The following is a 16,992-nucleotide window of genomic DNA, read 5'->3' as shown; positions in this document are numbered from 1 at the left end:
TGAAATCACCTGAATTTATTGGATGAGGCTGTGATCACGGTAAAGGTTGAAACCAACAAGCCCTCCGGTTTTACCGAAGGGCTTGAAGAGGATAGTTATTCAATTCGTTAGATTTAGCTAATTGATCCCAATCCCATATGTTCTATCTTCAGACGAGTCAATGCAGATAAAGAGTGAAGGATCAATTCCTCAAACTCACATAAAATTTCCCAATACCTCAGCAATCGCACTTTGGACGAAAACCTCTGGTTCTTCCTTTGAAAGTAACTGTAGGTATTCCTTAATCTCTTGATCTCGATTCTGGTCGTGTATGAAGGTAGCAAAATGGCTAAGCTGTCGAACAGCAATAAGGCGTGTTAAAGGGTCGAGAGCCGTTAGACTTTTTATCCAATAATCAATTTGGCTCGGGGTTAGCTGCCGCTTGTCTTGCTTTAATATCTGCATGAGGAATAACCCCAATATAGTCAGCAGTATCAAGACTTGTAGAAGGATGGTAAATGCCAGCCCAAAGCTCTTCGTATCTCGCCATATCAGTAACGTTGAATAACTAAATACTAGGGAAAGTAGGCCACATCCAATCGAAAGTATGGTGGAGGAATGATGTCCTGAGAGCCATTGAAAAATCCCTGGCCAGATTCTTTGATCTGAATGAAATTTCTGGATAAGCAGTGCTGTCCCTAAACCAACGGATAGGGCAACCAGTAGCATCCCATTCCACACCATGAGGCAGAATGCACCAGTTAAGGCAATAAACCAAACGCCTAATCTCTGCCGATCAGCTCCTTGAGACCAACGATGACCAAACTGTTTCAATCGAGCCAACACACTCGCCGTCACATCTGACCAGAATGTGTGTCGAACCGGTGAAATCACATGGTCGGCAAACCAATGCCAAATATTTTGAGGGAGAGATGAAACCTTGGTCATGGATTTGACCTAATTCAGTCGTTACAAAATGGTAGTGGGATGCTGAGGAGCTTAAATAACCCAACACAAGTCCCAACATGAGTTTAACCTACCATTTCCCATAACTTCGACGCAGTTCCTGATTATCAAAACTGTATCGACCAGGGCCGTTCTGAGCTAGGAGCAAAAGTCCACCGATTAAACTCACATTTTTCAAAAACTGGATTTGTTCCATTTGCTCGGCAAAGTTGATATGAAACATCAGAGTGGCGGGCACTAAAAAGACAATCAATGCGATCGCACCCCAGCGCGCCTTAAAACCAAATAAAACCGAAAGCCCACCACCAAGCAGTAATAGAATTGCTCCAATGGCCATAACTAGGGCTAAACCAGAGGGCAGGCCTTTACTAGAGATTGCCTGTTGGGTTCCTGCAAAATTGAAGCAGTGAGCAAGGCCGGAACGGATAAAAACTGCCGATAGAAAACCTCTAGCAACTAGAGGCAATAGCCGATCAATCATGGCTGATTTCTCACTACTGAGTGACTCACTTTAACCTTATGCAAATTTGGGTATTCGTCAACTGCAGAATTAACCGAAGCGTTTCCATTCACAAAACTATAATGGGGAATGAATTAATCGCTTGAGCTTGCCTGTGACTCCTTCTGACCTAGAAACAGCACCCTCCAAAGCCCCAACGGATGCCGACATCCAGCCAGATGCGAATCTGAATGACGTGGAAATGTCATTGTTTGAGCATTTAGAGGAGCTACGTTTTCGAATTTTTTATGCGCTGATCGCAGTTGCGATTGGAATTGTCGGTTGCTTCTTCAAGGTCAACTTAATCGTCAAGGTATTAGAGCGTCCAGCTCAAGGGGTTAAATTTTTACAACTTGCCCCTGGAGAATACTTCTTTGTCTCCCTCAAGGTCGCTGCCTATAGTGGCATCCTGGTGGCTAGCCCGTTCATCCTGTATCAAATTATTCAGTTTGTGTTGCCAGGATTAACTCGCTCGGAGAGACGACTACTCGGACCGATTGTCCTCGGCTCCTCCGTTCTCTTTTTTGTGGGAATTTTCTTTGCCTATGTGGCTCTCATCCCAGCAGCCCTCAATTTCTTCATCCAATATGGTGCGGACGTAGTTGAGCAGCTTTGGTCGATTGATCGCTACTTTGAATTCGTCTTGCTGCTGCTGTTCAGTACAGGGATTGCTTTCCAGATTCCCGTTATCCAGCTTTTATTAGGCCTAACGGGGATTGTTTCCAGCCGCCAGATGTTGTCGGGATGGCGATACGTTATTCTCGGCGCTGCCATTCTGGGTGCCGTACTGACCCCATCGACGGATCCCCTGACCCAAAGCTTGCTGGGAGGCGCTGTTGTGGGCCTCTATTTTGGCGGTATTGGTTTGGTCATACTAACGGGCCATTAGCCTGACCTAAAACTTTTCTAGCAGCCACTCAGAGGTTCTCCCACCCAGTTCTAGGGGGATGCTAACAGCTTTCCCTAGACGAGGACGTTGTTTAGTGGCTTGAATATATTCTTCGACTTGCTGGACTGCATCCCACCCGCGGATGTAGGTTGCGATCGCACCTAAATGTTCAAAATATTCTGGTTCCGACATGGGAAATGAGGCTTGCTCTAGATAGCGCCACATGACCTGGACAAAGATTTTCCCTTGGGTGCGGCGCAATTGAATATCGTAGGACCGCCCCCACTTATTGATCAGGAGTTGATGCAGTTCTTCGCCGGTCATTCGCCTTTATCCCATGTGTGTGAAGTCTCTATTCTGTCGTGTCCTGTTCAGGAGAAGCAAGCTTACAAAGAAGGTAGATTCTGGGATTAGCCGCAACGAATTTACATTTCGTATGAAATACGGGCTCATCAAGTGTGATAATAATGTCAAGAAATGTTATGACACCTGATGGTGATTTGCAACATGTCTTTAACTCAGCCATTCATCGCAGATGCACGTTGAGTAAGGAATACACCATTCCGAGCATGAGCAATTCCATAGGGTCAGGCTCTAATGCTGTCCATTACATCCGTAACATCACCGTAAATCATGGCTCAAGTCTCTGGATCTTCTGACGTCCCCGATATGGGACGGCGTCAATTTATGAATTTGCTGACCTTTGGTGCAATTACCGGCACCGCCTTAGGTGGGTTATATCCTGTCGTCAGGTACTTTATTCCTCCTGCTAGTGGAGGAACTGGGGGCGGGCTTACTGCCAAAGACGCCCTAGGTAACGATGTCGTGGTCAGTGAGTTTTTGGCAGAACATAGCCCAGGTGACCGCACCTTAACCCAAGGTTTCAAGGGAGATCCAACCTACGTTGTTGTCACAGATAGCAATGAGATCGCAGACTATGGTTTGAATGCGGTCTGCACTCACTTGGGTTGTGTTGTTCCCTGGAATGCAGGCCAGAATAAATATATTTGCCCTTGTCATGGGTCCCAATATGACTCGACCGGCAAGGTGGTTCGGGGTCCTGCACCGCTCTCTTTGGCCCTCGTTCATGCGGATGATGTAGATGGCAAGTTGGTATTTACGACTTGGACAGAAACGGATTTCCGCACAGACAAAGATCCTTGGTGGACCTAAGTCTCGTCGAACGTCCAAGCTTAATGCATCCCTTCTACCCCTCCACATCTTGTCAGGTTTATATCAATAGACTAATGAAGCAAAGCCTTTTATCTGTCTTAACGAAAAAGAGCCTCCGCCTCTTGGCTGCGCTCTTCCTTGTCGTCACTAGCGCCTTTTCTCTGCCTCAAGCTGCTCAGGCTTTCCCGATCTATGCTCAACAGGCCTACGATAGCCCTAGAGAAGCAAATGGTCGCATTGTCTGTGCTAACTGCCACCTTGCATCCAAGCCCACACAAGTGGAAGTTCCTCAGGCTGTGTTACCCAACACAGTATTTGAAGCCGTTGTCAAAATCCCCTATAACACTGATGCCCAGCAAGTCCTAGGTAGCGGTGATCTAGGACCTTTGAATGTTGGTGCAGTGCTGATGCTGCCTGATGGGTTCCAAATTGCCCCCGATGATCGTATTCCTGAAAAGATGAAGGAAGAGATCGCCGGTGTCAGTTTCCAGAAGTACAAGCCTGATACCGATAACGTGATCGTTGTGGGTCCCATATCAGGGGCTGATCATCAGGAAATTATCTTCCCTGTTCTTTCCCCTGACCCTGCAACGGATCCCGATATTCACTTTGGTAAGTACTCTGTTTATGCTGCGGGTAACCGTGGACGTGGTCAGATTTATCCTACAGGTGACAAGACTAACGTCAATGCGGTCGCTGCTTCCACTGCCGGTATTGTTAGCAGTGTGAGCGAGGATTCCGTTACTATCACCACTAATGATGGTCAGACTGTGACTGAGGCGATTCCCGCCGGTTTAGAAGTTGTGGTAGCTGAAGGGCAAGCCGTTGCTGATGGTGCTCCCCTAAGTTCTGACCCCAACGTGGGTGGCTTTGGTCAAAAAGACACTGAAATTGTACTGCAGAGCGGCACTCGGATTAAGTGGCTAATGGCCTTCTTCTCTGCCATTATGCTGTCCCAGACACTGCTCGTTCTGAAGAAGAAGCAGGTCGAGAAAGTACAAGCTGCCGAAATGAATTTCTAGCACATTGCTCAATTCGTTTCTTTGAAAAAAGCAGGATTTCCTTTTATAGGGAATCCTGCTTTTTTAGTGCTTGCAATGGGAGCATCCCTGGTAAAAAGCAGCCCACTCCCCTGATAATCGCTGCTCGCGAGCTGATGTCTCCTATTCTGTGTTGAGCTGGACTCAACTTCACTAGATCAGTACAAGCCCTTCGACTTAAGTAGAATTCCTCTTGCTCATACTTAGTGGCACGATTCTACTGAACTTGAACGGTTGCAAGTGATGAACACAAAACGGTGGTGGTGGATTTCTTCAGGAACTTCAATCTTCTTTATTTTTCTGATTGCCTTGATGTGGTTTCGGATTGATCATTCGTATCAGCCCAACTTAGAGCAGCTTGCAAAGGAAGCGGAGATCATCCCTCACCTAAAAAAACGTGGGTTATCTCTGAAGAAATCTGAGGCGATTCCCACGGGGATCTTTTTGCAATCACTTAAGTTTAACAATGCCACTGAAGTAAATATTACGGGCTATATTTGGCAGAAATATAATAAGTCGGTCTTTGCTGATATTCCTGCAGGTCAGAATATACCCGTGGGATTTATCTTGCCAGAAGCTGTTGATTCGGGTGAGAATCTGGGACCCCAACAAGCCTATCGGCGTTCCATTAACGATAAGGAGGAAGTGATTGGTTGGTATTTTGAATCCACCCTGAAACAGCGATTTAATTATCAAAAAATATCCGTTAGACCATAAAACAGTCTGGCTTCGCATTTGGGGTAAAGACTTTGGCCGGAGTAATGTTTTGGTCCCCGACCTCCAGGCTTATGAGTCCACTCAACCGGGCGATGCCTTTGGGTTTGATAAAAGTATTGTTTTGGGTGATTGGAAAGTCGAAGAGACGTTTTTTGATTTCAAAAAACCACGATATGACATGAATTTTGGCTTGGGTAAACCCCTGTCAGAAACCCCAGAGCTCTATTTCAATATTGTACTTAGACGAGAATTTCTGGGAGCCTTCATTGTCAACCTAGTCCCACTGCTCATTTCAGCTATTTTGCTGTTTGCTACGTTGCTTACCATCACCGCAAGGGAAGGACAAGCAGATATTTTTGGCTTCAATACCTCTGGCGTGTTGGGGGTCTGTTCAGCACTATTTTTCGTTGTACTGATTGCCCATATTCAGATCCGGCAGGAGTTCCCAGGCTCTGGGATCATTTACATAGAGTATTTCTATCTAGCCATGTATACCGCTTTACTCGGGGTAGCAGTGGATGCCTACTTATTTACTCATGATAAGTATTCCAGTCAATTCAAGTTCATTTCCTATGAAGACAACATCATTCCCAAACTGATTTTTTGGCCGACATTATTGGGGGCTTCAACTTTTTATTCATTTCTGATTCTGAAGCCCTTTCATCCCTACGAGACCTACGTGCCTGAGTCTGAAACAACCCATATTCTACCTCCGTCAGAGCGGCCTTTGGTTACATTAGATGCTGAAGTTGTGGAGTTTACGCCTGAACACATCTCAAAGGTAATGTTGACTGATTCTAGCCCTCAACCGCAAGGGCAGAGTTTTTACTCGTTTTCTAGAGACTGACCCTCAAGCTGTTCTTGGGCATAGACATTAAGAAGTGGCTCTCTTTCCCTTGTTTGGAGAAGAGAGCCACTTAGGAAGAGCCTTGACTATACCCGTAGTTCTCCCGTTTCTTGTAGGGTATGGAGTCGATGGTAAATGCCACCCTGGTGCAGAAGCTGATCATGGTTCCCCACCTCTGCGATCTGGCCTTGATCCAGGACAACAATTTGATCTGCCTCCCGGACGGTGCTGAGGCGGTGAGCAATAATGAGCAGCGTTCGTGTTCCGAGAAGAGACCGCATGGCAAGCTGAATCGTGCGTTCTGATTCGTAGTCCAGGCTGGAGGTCGCTTCGTCAAAGATGAGGACATCTGGATCGACAATCAAGGCCCGAGCGATACCCAGTCGCTGGCGTTGCCCGCCTGATAGTCTTACCCCTCGCTCTCCCACAACGGTGGCATAGCCTTGGGGAAGCTGATGGACAAATTCCCCGACCTTGGCAATGGCACAGGCGGATTGAACTTGCTCAAAACTGACGGTGGGATTCCCATAGGTGAGATTTTCGAGAATGGTGCCGTTAAAAATATCGACATCTTGATGAACAATGGCTAATCGGCGGCGATATCGAGTCACATCCAGCGATCGGATATCTTGACCATCCATGAGGATCTGCCCAGCATGGGGTTCGAAATAGCGAAAGAGGAGTTTGACTAAGGTGGATTTCCCTGACCCTGATCGGCCTACAAGGGCAACGGTCTGGCACGGCTTGATGGTCAGATTGATATCTTGTAGTACGGGTTGATTCGGATCGTAGCCAAAGCTGAGGTGTTGCAACTCTAGGTTGCCAGAGAACCGATAAGGATTTTGGTGGACTGGCTCTAAACTGAGACTTGATGCATCTGCACCATCAGGTTGCTGCATAAATTCGTGCAACCGCAACATGGAAGCATAGCGACGAGCAAAGATTTCAGCCACCATACTTAGGGGCTCGATTTCGGCATAGGCCATGCTGGATACAGTCAGAGTGGTGACAAAGTGACCCAGGGAAATATCGCCCCGTACCGTTGCCATCAGGGTGAGGGTAAGGACACCGAACACACAGGCTTGAACGATGGTTCGTTGCCAAGTTGCCAGCTTTACATAGCCCTTATGAATTCGAAAGAGGACCACCTGCATTTCTCGATCGAGCCGCTGCTGTTGACGCTCTAATTCGGCAGCTTCGGTGGCAAATGCTTTGACAGTTTTGATATTGGTGATGATCTCGGAGGTGCGACTCTCGGTATTTTCGATATAGCGATCGAGAATCTCTTCCCGCTTAATCAGCAAGCGTAAGTCCCAAAGGCTAAAGGTGAAAATGACGATAAAGGAGATTAGGAAAATAATGGCGATGGGCCATGCAATCAAACCAATGATGATAAAAATCCCCAGCACTCGCATGAGCTTGGGAATAAACTGTCCAGCAATTTCGGGATAGGTCCAGGTGTGGTTCGTTACACCCCTAGCAACCCGACCTGCAATCCGACCTGGATTATTTTCATCGTAGAAATCCAGGGGGAGGGTAAGGATTTTTTTGAGGACTTGCCGAGTGCGATCGCGTTTTGCCCTCAACGGTATCGCCCAGTGAAACCAGCTCCCAATCCAGGGCTGAATCGGTGCTCGAACGACAGTCACCAGAAAGATCATGCCCAGCAAAGTCCACAGAGACAAGGAACGGCCTAGGGGTATGCGGGTTATTGCAGAGATCTGACTAATGAAGGCTTGCAAAGGAGCATCTAAAGGTTCCCGAGACAGAACGTTGAGAATTTGACCAATGGCATAGGGGACTACCAGGTCAATAATTTCAAACAGGCTAGCTGCTGCAATGCTGAGCAGAGAGATTCCCCAGTATTGCCGATAGTATCGAACAATATCTTTATAAGTAGCCATGAGTTGGAAACTAATCCTGCTGTGTAGATATCTTTAGGCAGGCTCTCATTGTATGCTACAACATAATACAAAAATCTGTATAGCCATTTCCATGATCGCAAGTTTGCGATCAGTCCTAAACTGAGGGGGTGATGAATCATCAGAATTATGACCTGCAAATATCACTTCAATTAGTCATTCCCTGTTTGCTGAATGATGAAAGTCAAACTTAATTGAGTATTTGCGTCTGCCATGATCGGATTAGGTTGGATAATTTGAGTAACTATAAGCGAGAGAGAAGGCATTTCTCCAAAACTTTCTTCCCTATTCTAATTATCTGCAAAGGTAGATAACAATAATCGAGAATTCTTTATTGCACTCTAAATCTCTAAATTTATTTTATTCTAGTTAAAGAATTATAGATTAATCTCTCAACTTTAATTGCCTACCCTTTTTTTAAGAGTTTGTTAGAAGTTTGGATCAGAACAAAACCACGAATTTGGATCATTGTAGTAATGATAACCAGCTTTAATTAGATTTTCTTTCTGAAATTTACTTTTGCAATAATCATCCAATGTTAGGCCCAGATATTCTGGTGGAACTTGCAATCCAGGCTTATTTAATTCTTCTTCTTTTTTTTGGCATAAGCTTGTATTTACATTTCCATCGATATACAGGATAGACATTAGTTTCAGTGCTATCTTGAAACACAAGTCCGTGTGATTTAATTAGATGTACTTTGGGATCATATTTCCCTGTCCTTTCAAATTCTGGTACATATACTTTAGAGTCATTACATATAGATTCCAATGCACCTCTATCTATAGATTTCTCATTAATAGATTCCACAAAACTATTATTTACTACTTGATATGTAATGTTATATTTTCGATGTATTAGATCATTTTCTGAAGTCTTTGGATTTGCATCTTTCATGAAATATTTACATAAGAACAAGTCTCTTTTAACTGGATCAAACCCTTTCTCTGAAGTAAATTCCGGAATGTCTGTTGAGTCAATTTTATTCTGAGAGGCCACTACTTTTTTGGATTTTTCACAAAGAGTATCGGCATCAATAACTTTTGAGTTAGACTTATCTAAAACCGAGAGCCCAGTAGCAGTAGCGAGGGATGCAACAAGCATGTTTCCCAATATAGGTTTTATTCTTAAAAAATCAAGAACTTTAGTGCTGCTAATAAATTTAAAAAATAATCTTCCTATTATTATATAGAGTTGTTTTGTGTCATCTAAGCTATTATTGATCTTATTTTGTTTTTTTTGTTTCTGGAGACATAATAGGATTACCTTGGATTTATCTACAGTGATTTTATGACATAGACATTATTTTACTGTCACAAATAAATAGATTAAAACAGAACAATTTAGCAAGGAAGAGCGAGCGATCATTGACACAGGTATTCCAGAGGTCTTTCTTCTCGTCAACATGCGCTATTAAAAATGGACTGGGATGTTGATACTATTTTTATGATCAAGCTAAAATACGAGCCTTATCAATTATTCGTCTATTCCTCACTCTCCATTTTTTCCTTAATTCACAAGATTAGTGAAGTGTATGTTACCTTCCCAGATGTATGGATTTTGAACTTAAATAATCAATGCATAAGTAAGTTTCTTTTCACTTCTCTAGCAATCACCTGAAATTCCTTCAGAAGGAAATAGGGTTATCTAAGAATTTTCTAAGATACGATAGCCGTGCCTTCAGTCCTTCTAGCCTTAATCCCTTGAGGTGGAAGTGTCTCTAAAGTTATTTGAGAGTTTCCAGACCAGGAGTACATAGATTTCGTTTATCCTGAACAATAGGTCGAGCCGTTGTTGTGAGACGAGCTGCGACCCATCAATCCAGAGATCGAATTATGAAAAGAAGAGCCTTACTGAAGGTAGGAACAGTAGTTATGGGAACAACAGGGTTTTCGAGTCTTTTACCCAAGTGGTTATCTGGCAAGGCAATGGCTGCCGAAGTATTTGAAGTCACTAAAACGGAAGAAGAGTGGCGTCAGGCTCTCACTCCTGAGCAGTTCCATGTTCTGCGAGAAAAAGGAACGGAACGTCCTCGTAGCAGCCCTTTAGATAAGGAATATGGCAAGGGTATCTTTAACTGCGCAGGGTGTGATTTACCGCTGTTTACATCTGAGACTAAGTTTGACAGTGGAACCGGCTGGCCCAGCTTTTATGCACCTATTAAAGAAGCGGTAGACACTTCAACGGATTATCTTCTGGTTCTTCCCCGAACTGAAGTGCATTGTCATCGTTGTGGTGGACATCTAGGTCATGTTTTTAATGATGGTCCTAGGCCGACTGGAAAACGCTACTGTATGAACGGCGTATCGCTAAAGTTTGTTCCTGGAGAATCGATTTAAATCTCAGATACTTTCAAATTTCTGAGACAAAATTTGGAGTTACCATTCTTGCGTACGTCGATCCTCATAAATACTTTGTACGACTAACAAGTTTTCAGCACTTTTGAATCGAGGTGGGGTACATTCTCCGTTGCTTGCAACGAAGAACAGGAATCACAACCCAACTCTACGGATTAGGAGTGAAACATCTTCCATACCCCGTCTGCTTGCAGCGGGGTAGTTGATTTAGGCATTATTTAGTTAGCCCCTGCACAAAGCACTCAGGACAGGGCATGATTGATATACGTATCAATCAAGTTGTTCCTTTAGATCTATGGTTGCGTCTCTTAGCGGTGCTCAAATCCGGCAAACCTTCCTCGACTTCTATGCCGCCAAAGGCCACAAAATCTTACCCAGTGCCTCCTTGGTGCCCGAAGATCCGACCGTTCTGCTCACCATTGCCGGAATGTTGCCCTTCAAACCCATCTTCTTAGGACAACGAGAAGCTGAAGTACCCAGAGCTACCACCTCCCAGAAATGTATTCGCACCAACGACATTGAGAATGTCGGCAAAACTGCCCGCCACCATACCTACTTTGAAATGCTGGGCAACTTCAGCTTTGGGGATTACTTCAAAGAACAAGCCATTGCTTGGGCTTGGGAACTGTCCACAGAAGTTTATAAACTTCCCCCCGAGCGCATCGTGCCTAGTGTGTTTGAGGAAGATGATGAAGCCTTTGCGATCTGGCGGGACAAGATTGGTATTCCCGAACATCGGATTCAGCGTATGGGAGCTGACGATAACTTCTGGGCTTCGGGGTCAACTGGGCCTTGTGGTCCCTGTTCGGAGTTGTACTATGACTTTCACCCAGAGAAAGGGGATGAGAACATCGATCTAGAGGATGACACCCGGTTTATTGAGTACTACAACCTGGTGTTTATGGAGTACAACCGGGATAGTGACGGCAAACTCACCTCCCTCAAAAATAAGAACATTGATACGGGCATGGGTCTAGAGCGGATGGCCCAGATTTTGCAAGGAGTGCCGAATAATTACGAGACGGATTTGATCTTTCCGATTATTGAAACCGCTGCCAAAATTCCTGGCATTCAATATAAAAAGACCAACGCTAAAAACAAGACTTCATTAAAGGTGATTGGCGATCATGTGCGGTCCGTGGTCCAGATGATTGCGGATGGAATTACTGCCTCTAATGTCGGGCGAGGATATATATTACGAAGACTGATTCGCCGAGTGGTTCGCCATGGGCAACTGATTGGCATTGACGGAGCATTTATTACCCAAGTGGCTGAAACGGCGATTGCTTCTCTGGAAGTTGCCTATCCTGAAGTCCGAGAACGGGAAAAAATTATCAAGCCAGAGTTAGAGCGGGAAGAAGCCCAATTCCTGAAGACCCTGAATCGGGGTGAGAAACTCTTGGCTGAAATGATGGCTAAAAAGCCCAAGCAAATTTCAGGTAAAGATGCCTTTGACCTTTATGACACCTACGGTTTTCCCCTGGAGCTAACTCAAGAAATTGCAGCAGAGCAGGGACTGACGGTAGACGAAAAAGGCTTTGCCAAAGCGATGAAAGAACAACAAGATCGCGGTCGCAGTGCCCATAAAACCATCGACTTAACAGTACAAAGCGCCCTGGAACAACTCGCCACCACCGTTCACCCCACAGACTTCTTGGGCTATACCGATTTCTCGGCTCCGGCTAAAGTCGTAGCCCTGCTCGTCAATGGAGAATCTGTTAAACAGGCTAAAGCCGGGACTGAGGTCCAAATTGCCCTTGACCAAACCCCCTTCTATGCTGAATCTGGGGGACAGATTGGCGATCGTGGCTACCTCAACGGCAAAGATGTCGTGGTGCGGATTGAAGATGTTCAGAAAGAGTCGAATATTTTCATTCACTATGGCCGCATTGAGCGGGGCACCTTGAAAACCGGAGCCTCCCTCACCGCCCAAATTGACTTGGCCTGCCGTCGCCAAGTTCAAGCCCATCACACCGCTACCCATTTGCTGCAAGCTGCCCTCAAGACTATTGTCGATGAGTCCATTGGCCAAGCCGGATCATTAGTCTCCTTTGATCGGTTGCGTTTTGACTTTAACTACACTCAGCCCGTTACGTCTGCCCAGATTCAAGAAATCGAAACCCAAATCAATACTTGGATTGCGGAAGCCCATGGTACGGAAACAGAGGTGATGCCTATTGCCGATGCTAAGGCCAAGGGAGCTGTGGCCATGTTTGGGGAAAAGTATGGAGCCGAAGTGCGGGTTATGGATGTTCCTGGTGTCTCCATGGAACTCTGCGGAGGTACCCATGTGGGCAATACCTCTGAAATTGGCCTGTTCAAAATTGTGACGGAGGCCGGGGTGGCCTCAGGCGTGCGCCGAATTGAGGCCATTGCTGGACCTGCGGTTCTAGAGTATTTGAATATCCGAGATGCCGTGGTCCGGGATTTGAGCGATCGGTTTAAGGCGAAGCCAGAAGAGCTGCCTGAAAGAATTACCACTCTCCAATCAGACCTCAAAACCACCCAGAAACAGCTCGATGCCTTGAAAGCTGAATTAGCCTTGGCGAAGTCAGAGCAGCTTCTGGATCAGGCACAACCCGCAGGTGCAGTGAAAGTCATTGTTTCCCAACTAGAAGGGGTTGATCCAGAATCCTTAAAAACCGCAGCAGAACGGCTACTCCAAAAACTAGGTGAAGGGGCTGTTGTTTTAGGGTCTGTGCCTGCTGAAGGCAAAGTGAGTTTAGTGGCTGCCTTTAGTCCCAAGGTGATTGAACAGGGGTTGCAGGCAGGGAAGTTTGTGGGTGCGATCGCAAAACAATGCGGTGGTGGCGGCGGCGGTCGCCCCAACCTGGCCCAGGCGGGCGGACGGGATCCAAGCAAGTTAGCGGATGCTTTGAATGATGCTCAAAAGCAGCTTATGGCTCAGTTGAAATAAGTGTAAAGCTGATCATTCCATCAGTTTGTTGTTTCAGATGACCGATTCCCATGTCCCCCTGAACAGGGAGACGGGGCCTGAGATTGCTCCTGTGGCTTATCTATCACTGCTCGTGTGCCTGAACAGAGAGAGGCTCTCAGAGCTGTGTTGCTCTGATTTGCAAACACCTGATAGCGCTCTCCCTTTTGAAAATTAACACCGCAAGCTGCACTATTAGACGCACTCTCAACCGTCATTTGCTTAGAGACAGATCCCTTGTGATCTGCTTCCACTTCAAAGGTCCATTGCACCCAGGTGCGACCGCCAAAAGGCTGAGTCTTGACGGTCTTCATTTTTTGATCAATAACCCGTCCTGTAAATACAACATCCGCTCGTTCCATCTGTTCTGCTGGTGTGCTTTGGATACAGCTACAGGCCCAAGCTACTTGAGGTTGTAGAAATGGAATGAGGCCGATGGGTGTGAATAAACAGGCCAGCAGTGTTTTTCTGAACATGGGGTTAAACGTCCTGGGCTCTATCAGTTAACCGGGATGCTCGCCAACAGATCTATAGCAGAGAGTCCCTACTCTTTTTGACCCGAATGAGTGACCGGTGTTCCATGGACAAGCTTGAGAGACTGAGGAATTTGGAGCCCTAAGAAAATGGCCCGACTTCCCATAAAGAGGGCTAGCGCTAACCAGAGCAGGTGAACTTGCTGCCAATACCAAGCGGCTATCGCTAAAGGAAGGAACCCAAACAACGTGGCGATTAATACGGAATGGCGGAGATGTCTACCCGCTGTTAGACCCAGAAAATAACCATCTAACAAATATGCGATCGCACCGAAACCCAATACGGGCAGCAGCCAAATCACATACTGCTTGACCTGGGTCAAAACCTCTTGATGATTTGTGAGCAAACTAAATAATGGTTGAGGAAACAGATAGAACGCTAAGGCAAAACTAACTCCTAAGCCTACGCTCGTATAACCGGATAAGGTCAGTAGTTGCTGTAAACGTTGAGGCTGATTTTGTTGGCTGAGGACTCCCGTTACACTTTCCATCGCAAACGCGATGCCATCAATAAAGTAAGACGCAAGGGTGACCACCTGTAATAGCAAGGTATTAGTAGACAAGATCTCTGTGCCTAGGTCAGAGCTTAAGTTGGTAAATACGGCAAAAGTAGAAATCAGGGCAAAGGTCCGCACCAAGATGTCACGATTGAAGGTCAAGGTTTGCCGGAGGGCTTTCCCTTGACTCATCTGGGGCCAAACCGTTTGCAGTTGATTAGTAGAGATATCTCTACTAATCAAGGCTAATCCTACCCCTAGCATCAGATATTGGCTCAGGGCTGTAGCGGCACCTGCTCCAGTACTTTGCCACCCCCACTGGACGATGAAGAGGTAATTGAGCAAGACATTGGTACAGTTGTTGACCCCAGAGAGGAGTAGCACCTTCTGACTTTGAGCACGCCCTAAATACCATCCCACCACGACAAAATTGAGCAATGTTGCGGGTGCTCCCCAGATCAAGGCATCAAAGTAGGCAATACCGGCAGCTTTTACCGCCGGTATTGCGCTCAGCAGGCTAAATCCCAACACTTTGATCGGCCATTGCAACAGTAGAATGCCCAGCCCTAGCCCTAAAGCCACTGCACAATGGCGAAGTCCGACTAGCAGCATTGCTTCGGAGTCGTTTCTACCCAGGGCCTGAGCGGTCATACCCGTAGTCCCCATTCTTAGGAAGCCAAAGGTCCAATAGAGATAGTTAAACAACACCGTGGCCAGGGCAACGCCAGCCAAATACCACAACTGATCGAGATGACCTAAGAACGCAACATCAAACAGTCCAGCCAGGGGCACCATTAAGTTGGACAGAACATTAATACCTGCGAGCCGAAAAAAAGACTTGAGATCATGATCAATGGGAGTGGGAGATGCCATAGCAAGGGAGAAAGGGGTTGAACCAATGACCTATCTTGTGGAGTTTCTGCTGACTGGCAAATTCGGCTTTGTAAACCACCAAGCCCATGCAATTAAGACTCCTTGAAGTGGAAGTCTTAACCAATAGGCCACCAAATTATGAGGCAGTCCATCAATGACAAGGTCGTTGACTGCCATATTGATATTGGCTGGAAATACGGCAATAAAAAGGATAATGAGCCCCCAAGCAGCGGCTCGACTGACTCGGGGAATCAGCAATCCGACGCCGCCTAGAATTTCAAAGAAACCGCTAATGTAGACTAGCTCCAAAGGGTAAGGCAGAAAGGTGGATATCATTTGGACAAAAGGATGGGGCGTCAGCCAGTGTAAGGTTCCTACTGTGATCATCCCTAAGGCTAGAAGCCAGCGAGCTATCGTTTTTTTGTTCATGCTATGGTTCATCTGAGATTTTGAGCTTGCTCTTCAACCCTATACCCATCTTTTCGGAGAAAGCACGTTGCCATGCCTAAATCTTCTACATTTGTCAGTTCAGTTTTAGAGCGTCTCAACTATTTAGCGCCTGTGTCTGCCCGATCTATGTTTGGGGGACATGGCCTATACGTGGAGGGGGTAATGTTTGCCTTGATCGCAGATGAACGGATTTATCTAAAAGCGGACGGGCAAAATCAACCGTTTTTTATTGAGGCTGGTAGTCGTCCGTTTGTCTATGATCGTAAAAATAAGCCCATTACGATGTCTTACTATCTTCTGCCGATAGACGTTTACGAGAATTTGGATGAACTGAAGGTGTGGTTGGATTCAGCGATAGACGCTGCTCGTCGCAATCAAGCTAAGAAGAAATCTAAAGCGCCTAGGTAATGCTGTCAGGACATCGGCTTGAGGCGCTACTCAGATCCCTGTATTTATTAGTGATATTCGGCATACCAGAAGGTTGATATGGTCCATAGCCATAGAAGTGAGTGGAAGTATCGTCGACTTCTACCTGTTATGGAGCTGGATTTTAGTGATCTAAGCTACAAATGAGAAATATTGAAAAGGCCAGATCTCCTGAGGCTCAGGCAAATTCTTGAGGAATTGTAGTGTGGCTAAATTGAATTGTCTTACAGATTATCTCGCGATTTCATATCTAAGATTCTGATCTTGATAGCTGAATTTTCTGTTAGGAATCAAATTGAGCTAATTTATAACGTTGTAATGAAAATACTTTGATTGCAGTATAACTTTTATTATTAAGTTATACAAAACGATGACGAAACTTATACCGATCGTTGCTGTTCTCAAACGCGATCGCAAACCAAGTATTGCCATACTGAGTGCCAGGAGAAAGCTTACTCCCATCCCAGCATAAGATTGGGTATTCAGATTCTTGATAAATAAGAATTTCAATGATATTTAGATGCACGATCTTATGGCGGGAAGGGAGTAACTTGTCCTGCTCTATATTTCAGGAGCTAAGAGCCCTGGCTTTTTATTCTCTAGGTAGGCAGCTATCTATATCTAAAGCAACTGTTTTACCAAGATTATAGAGAAAATAAATCGTGACAATTTTGCGATTTTGTGGTTGCTCAATTAACGATAAATCATCTCCAATATTCTCGGAAAATTCATCCTTTCTATGTAAAATAATCGAGTTTGGGGGATCTATAGCTAGGCCCATTAACTCATGATTAAGCTTACTTTTCCTTGACATTTGGCAATAGAGCAGTGCATTCAAAAAGTCAGCTTTCTTCTTCTGAGTAAGACCCATGAAACTCTAAACGATAAG

At 45.5% G+C, this 16,992-nt stretch carries 17 protein-coding genes; 8 read left to right on the top strand and 9 right to left on the bottom strand.

Features of this window, described 5'->3' with window-relative positions; all coding sequences use genetic code 11:
* Positions 1–195: 195 nt before the first annotated feature.
* A complete protein-coding gene (locus HRE53_RS18095) occupies positions 196–927 on the bottom strand; it encodes a hypothetical protein (RefSeq protein ID WP_235107445.1) in 732 nt (243 codons plus the stop codon).
* Positions 928–1,015: 88 nt separating this feature from the next.
* Positions 1,016–1,426, bottom strand: a complete 411-nt coding sequence (locus HRE53_RS18090) for a DoxX family protein (RefSeq protein ID WP_212664675.1) — start codon at positions 1,424–1,426, stop codon at positions 1,016–1,018.
* A gap of 133 nt (positions 1,427–1,559) precedes the next feature.
* On the opposite strand from HRE53_RS18090, the gene tatC reads away from it, so the two are divergent.
* Positions 1,560–2,333: a twin-arginine translocase subunit TatC gene (tatC, locus tag HRE53_RS18085; protein WP_212664674.1), complete on the top strand. Its 774-nt coding sequence runs from the start codon at positions 1,560–1,562 to the stop codon at positions 2,331–2,333.
* 6 nt (positions 2,334–2,339) lie between these two features.
* Here tatC and HRE53_RS18080 read toward each other — a convergent pair whose 3' ends face one another.
* Positions 2,340–2,657, bottom strand: coding sequence for a DUF3067 family protein (locus HRE53_RS18080; RefSeq protein WP_235107444.1), 318 nt, complete (start codon positions 2,655–2,657; stop codon positions 2,340–2,342).
* Between the two features lie 309 nt (positions 2,658–2,966).
* Between HRE53_RS18080 and petC the strand changes: the two genes are divergently transcribed.
* The 4 genes from petC (at position 2,967) to HRE53_RS18060 (ending at position 6,110) form a co-directional block, all read left to right on the top strand.
* Positions 2,967–3,506, top strand: coding sequence for a cytochrome b6-f complex iron-sulfur subunit (petC, locus tag HRE53_RS18075; protein ID WP_212664672.1), 540 nt, complete (start codon positions 2,967–2,969; stop codon positions 3,504–3,506).
* Between the two features lie 74 nt (positions 3,507–3,580).
* Entirely contained in the window at positions 3,581–4,528 is a 948-nt protein-coding gene (locus HRE53_RS18070) for an apocytochrome f (RefSeq protein WP_212664671.1), read from the top strand.
* Positions 4,529–4,789: 261 nt separating this feature from the next.
* On the top strand, positions 4,790–5,263 hold the full coding sequence (locus HRE53_RS18065; protein WP_235107443.1) for a hypothetical protein: 474 nt from the start codon (positions 4,790–4,792) through the stop codon (positions 5,261–5,263).
* Positions 5,264–5,312: 49 nt separating this feature from the next.
* On the top strand, positions 5,313–6,110 hold the full coding sequence (locus HRE53_RS18060) for a hypothetical protein (RefSeq protein ID WP_235107442.1): 798 nt from the start codon (positions 5,313–5,315) through the stop codon (positions 6,108–6,110).
* 86 nt (positions 6,111–6,196) lie between these two features.
* Here HRE53_RS18060 and HRE53_RS18055 read toward each other — a convergent pair whose 3' ends face one another.
* Both HRE53_RS18055 and HRE53_RS18050 read right to left on the bottom strand, forming a co-directional pair.
* Positions 6,197–8,014, bottom strand: coding sequence for an ABC transporter ATP-binding protein (locus HRE53_RS18055; RefSeq protein ID WP_235107441.1), 1,818 nt, complete (start codon positions 8,012–8,014; stop codon positions 6,197–6,199).
* A gap of 594 nt (positions 8,015–8,608) precedes the next feature.
* Positions 8,609–9,136, bottom strand: a complete 528-nt coding sequence (locus tag HRE53_RS18050; protein ID WP_235107440.1) for a hypothetical protein — start codon at positions 9,134–9,136, stop codon at positions 8,609–8,611.
* Between the two features lie 731 nt (positions 9,137–9,867).
* On the opposite strand from HRE53_RS18050, the gene msrB reads away from it, so the two are divergent.
* Together msrB and alaS are read left to right on the top strand one after the other, a co-directional pair.
* Positions 9,868–10,371 carry a peptide-methionine (R)-S-oxide reductase MsrB gene (gene msrB, locus HRE53_RS18045; protein WP_235107439.1) on the top strand — a complete coding sequence of 168 codons (504 nt, stop codon included), beginning with the start codon at positions 9,868–9,870 and terminating at the stop codon, positions 10,369–10,371.
* Positions 10,372–10,684: 313 nt separating this feature from the next.
* Positions 10,685–13,306, top strand: coding sequence for an alanine--tRNA ligase (gene alaS, locus HRE53_RS18040; RefSeq protein WP_235107438.1), 2,622 nt, complete (start codon positions 10,685–10,687; stop codon positions 13,304–13,306).
* Positions 13,307–13,326: 20 nt separating this feature from the next.
* Here the strand turns inward: alaS and HRE53_RS18035 are convergent, their stop codons facing one another.
* The 3 genes from HRE53_RS18035 to HRE53_RS18025 form a co-directional block, all read right to left on the bottom strand.
* Entirely contained in the window at positions 13,327–13,800 is a 474-nt protein-coding gene (locus HRE53_RS18035; RefSeq protein WP_235107437.1) for a hypothetical protein, read from the bottom strand.
* Between the two features lie 68 nt (positions 13,801–13,868).
* Positions 13,869–15,227 (bottom strand): guanitoxin biosynthesis MATE family efflux transporter GntT, encoded by a 1,359-nt coding sequence (gene gntT, locus HRE53_RS18030; protein ID WP_235107436.1) that lies wholly within the window; start codon positions 15,225–15,227, stop codon positions 13,869–13,871.
* Positions 15,228–15,257: 30 nt separating this feature from the next.
* The gene (locus HRE53_RS18025; RefSeq protein WP_235107435.1) at positions 15,258–15,656 is read right to left on the bottom strand and encodes a DoxX family protein; all 399 of its coding nucleotides are present in this window, start codon (positions 15,654–15,656) and stop codon (positions 15,258–15,260) included.
* Between the two features lie 72 nt (positions 15,657–15,728).
* On the opposite strand from HRE53_RS18025, the gene HRE53_RS18020 reads away from it, so the two are divergent.
* Positions 15,729–16,085 carry a TfoX/Sxy family protein gene (locus HRE53_RS18020; RefSeq protein WP_235107434.1) on the top strand — a complete coding sequence of 119 codons (357 nt, stop codon included), beginning with the start codon at positions 15,729–15,731 and terminating at the stop codon, positions 16,083–16,085.
* 610 nt (positions 16,086–16,695) lie between these two features.
* On the opposite strand, the gene HRE53_RS18015 is transcribed toward HRE53_RS18020, so the two are convergent.
* On the bottom strand, positions 16,696–16,974 hold the full coding sequence (locus HRE53_RS18015) for a hypothetical protein (protein WP_235107433.1): 279 nt from the start codon (positions 16,972–16,974) through the stop codon (positions 16,696–16,698).
* Positions 16,975–16,992: the final 18 nt, after the last annotated feature.

Origin of the sequence: Acaryochloris sp. 'Moss Beach' (assembly GCF_021497025.1) — a bacterium.
Classification (GTDB): domain Bacteria; phylum Cyanobacteriota; class Cyanobacteriia; order Thermosynechococcales; family Thermosynechococcaceae; genus Acaryochloris; species Acaryochloris marina_A.
The sequence above is the reverse complement of the archived record's forward strand: the minus strand, read 5'-3'. Positions and strand labels throughout refer to the sequence as shown.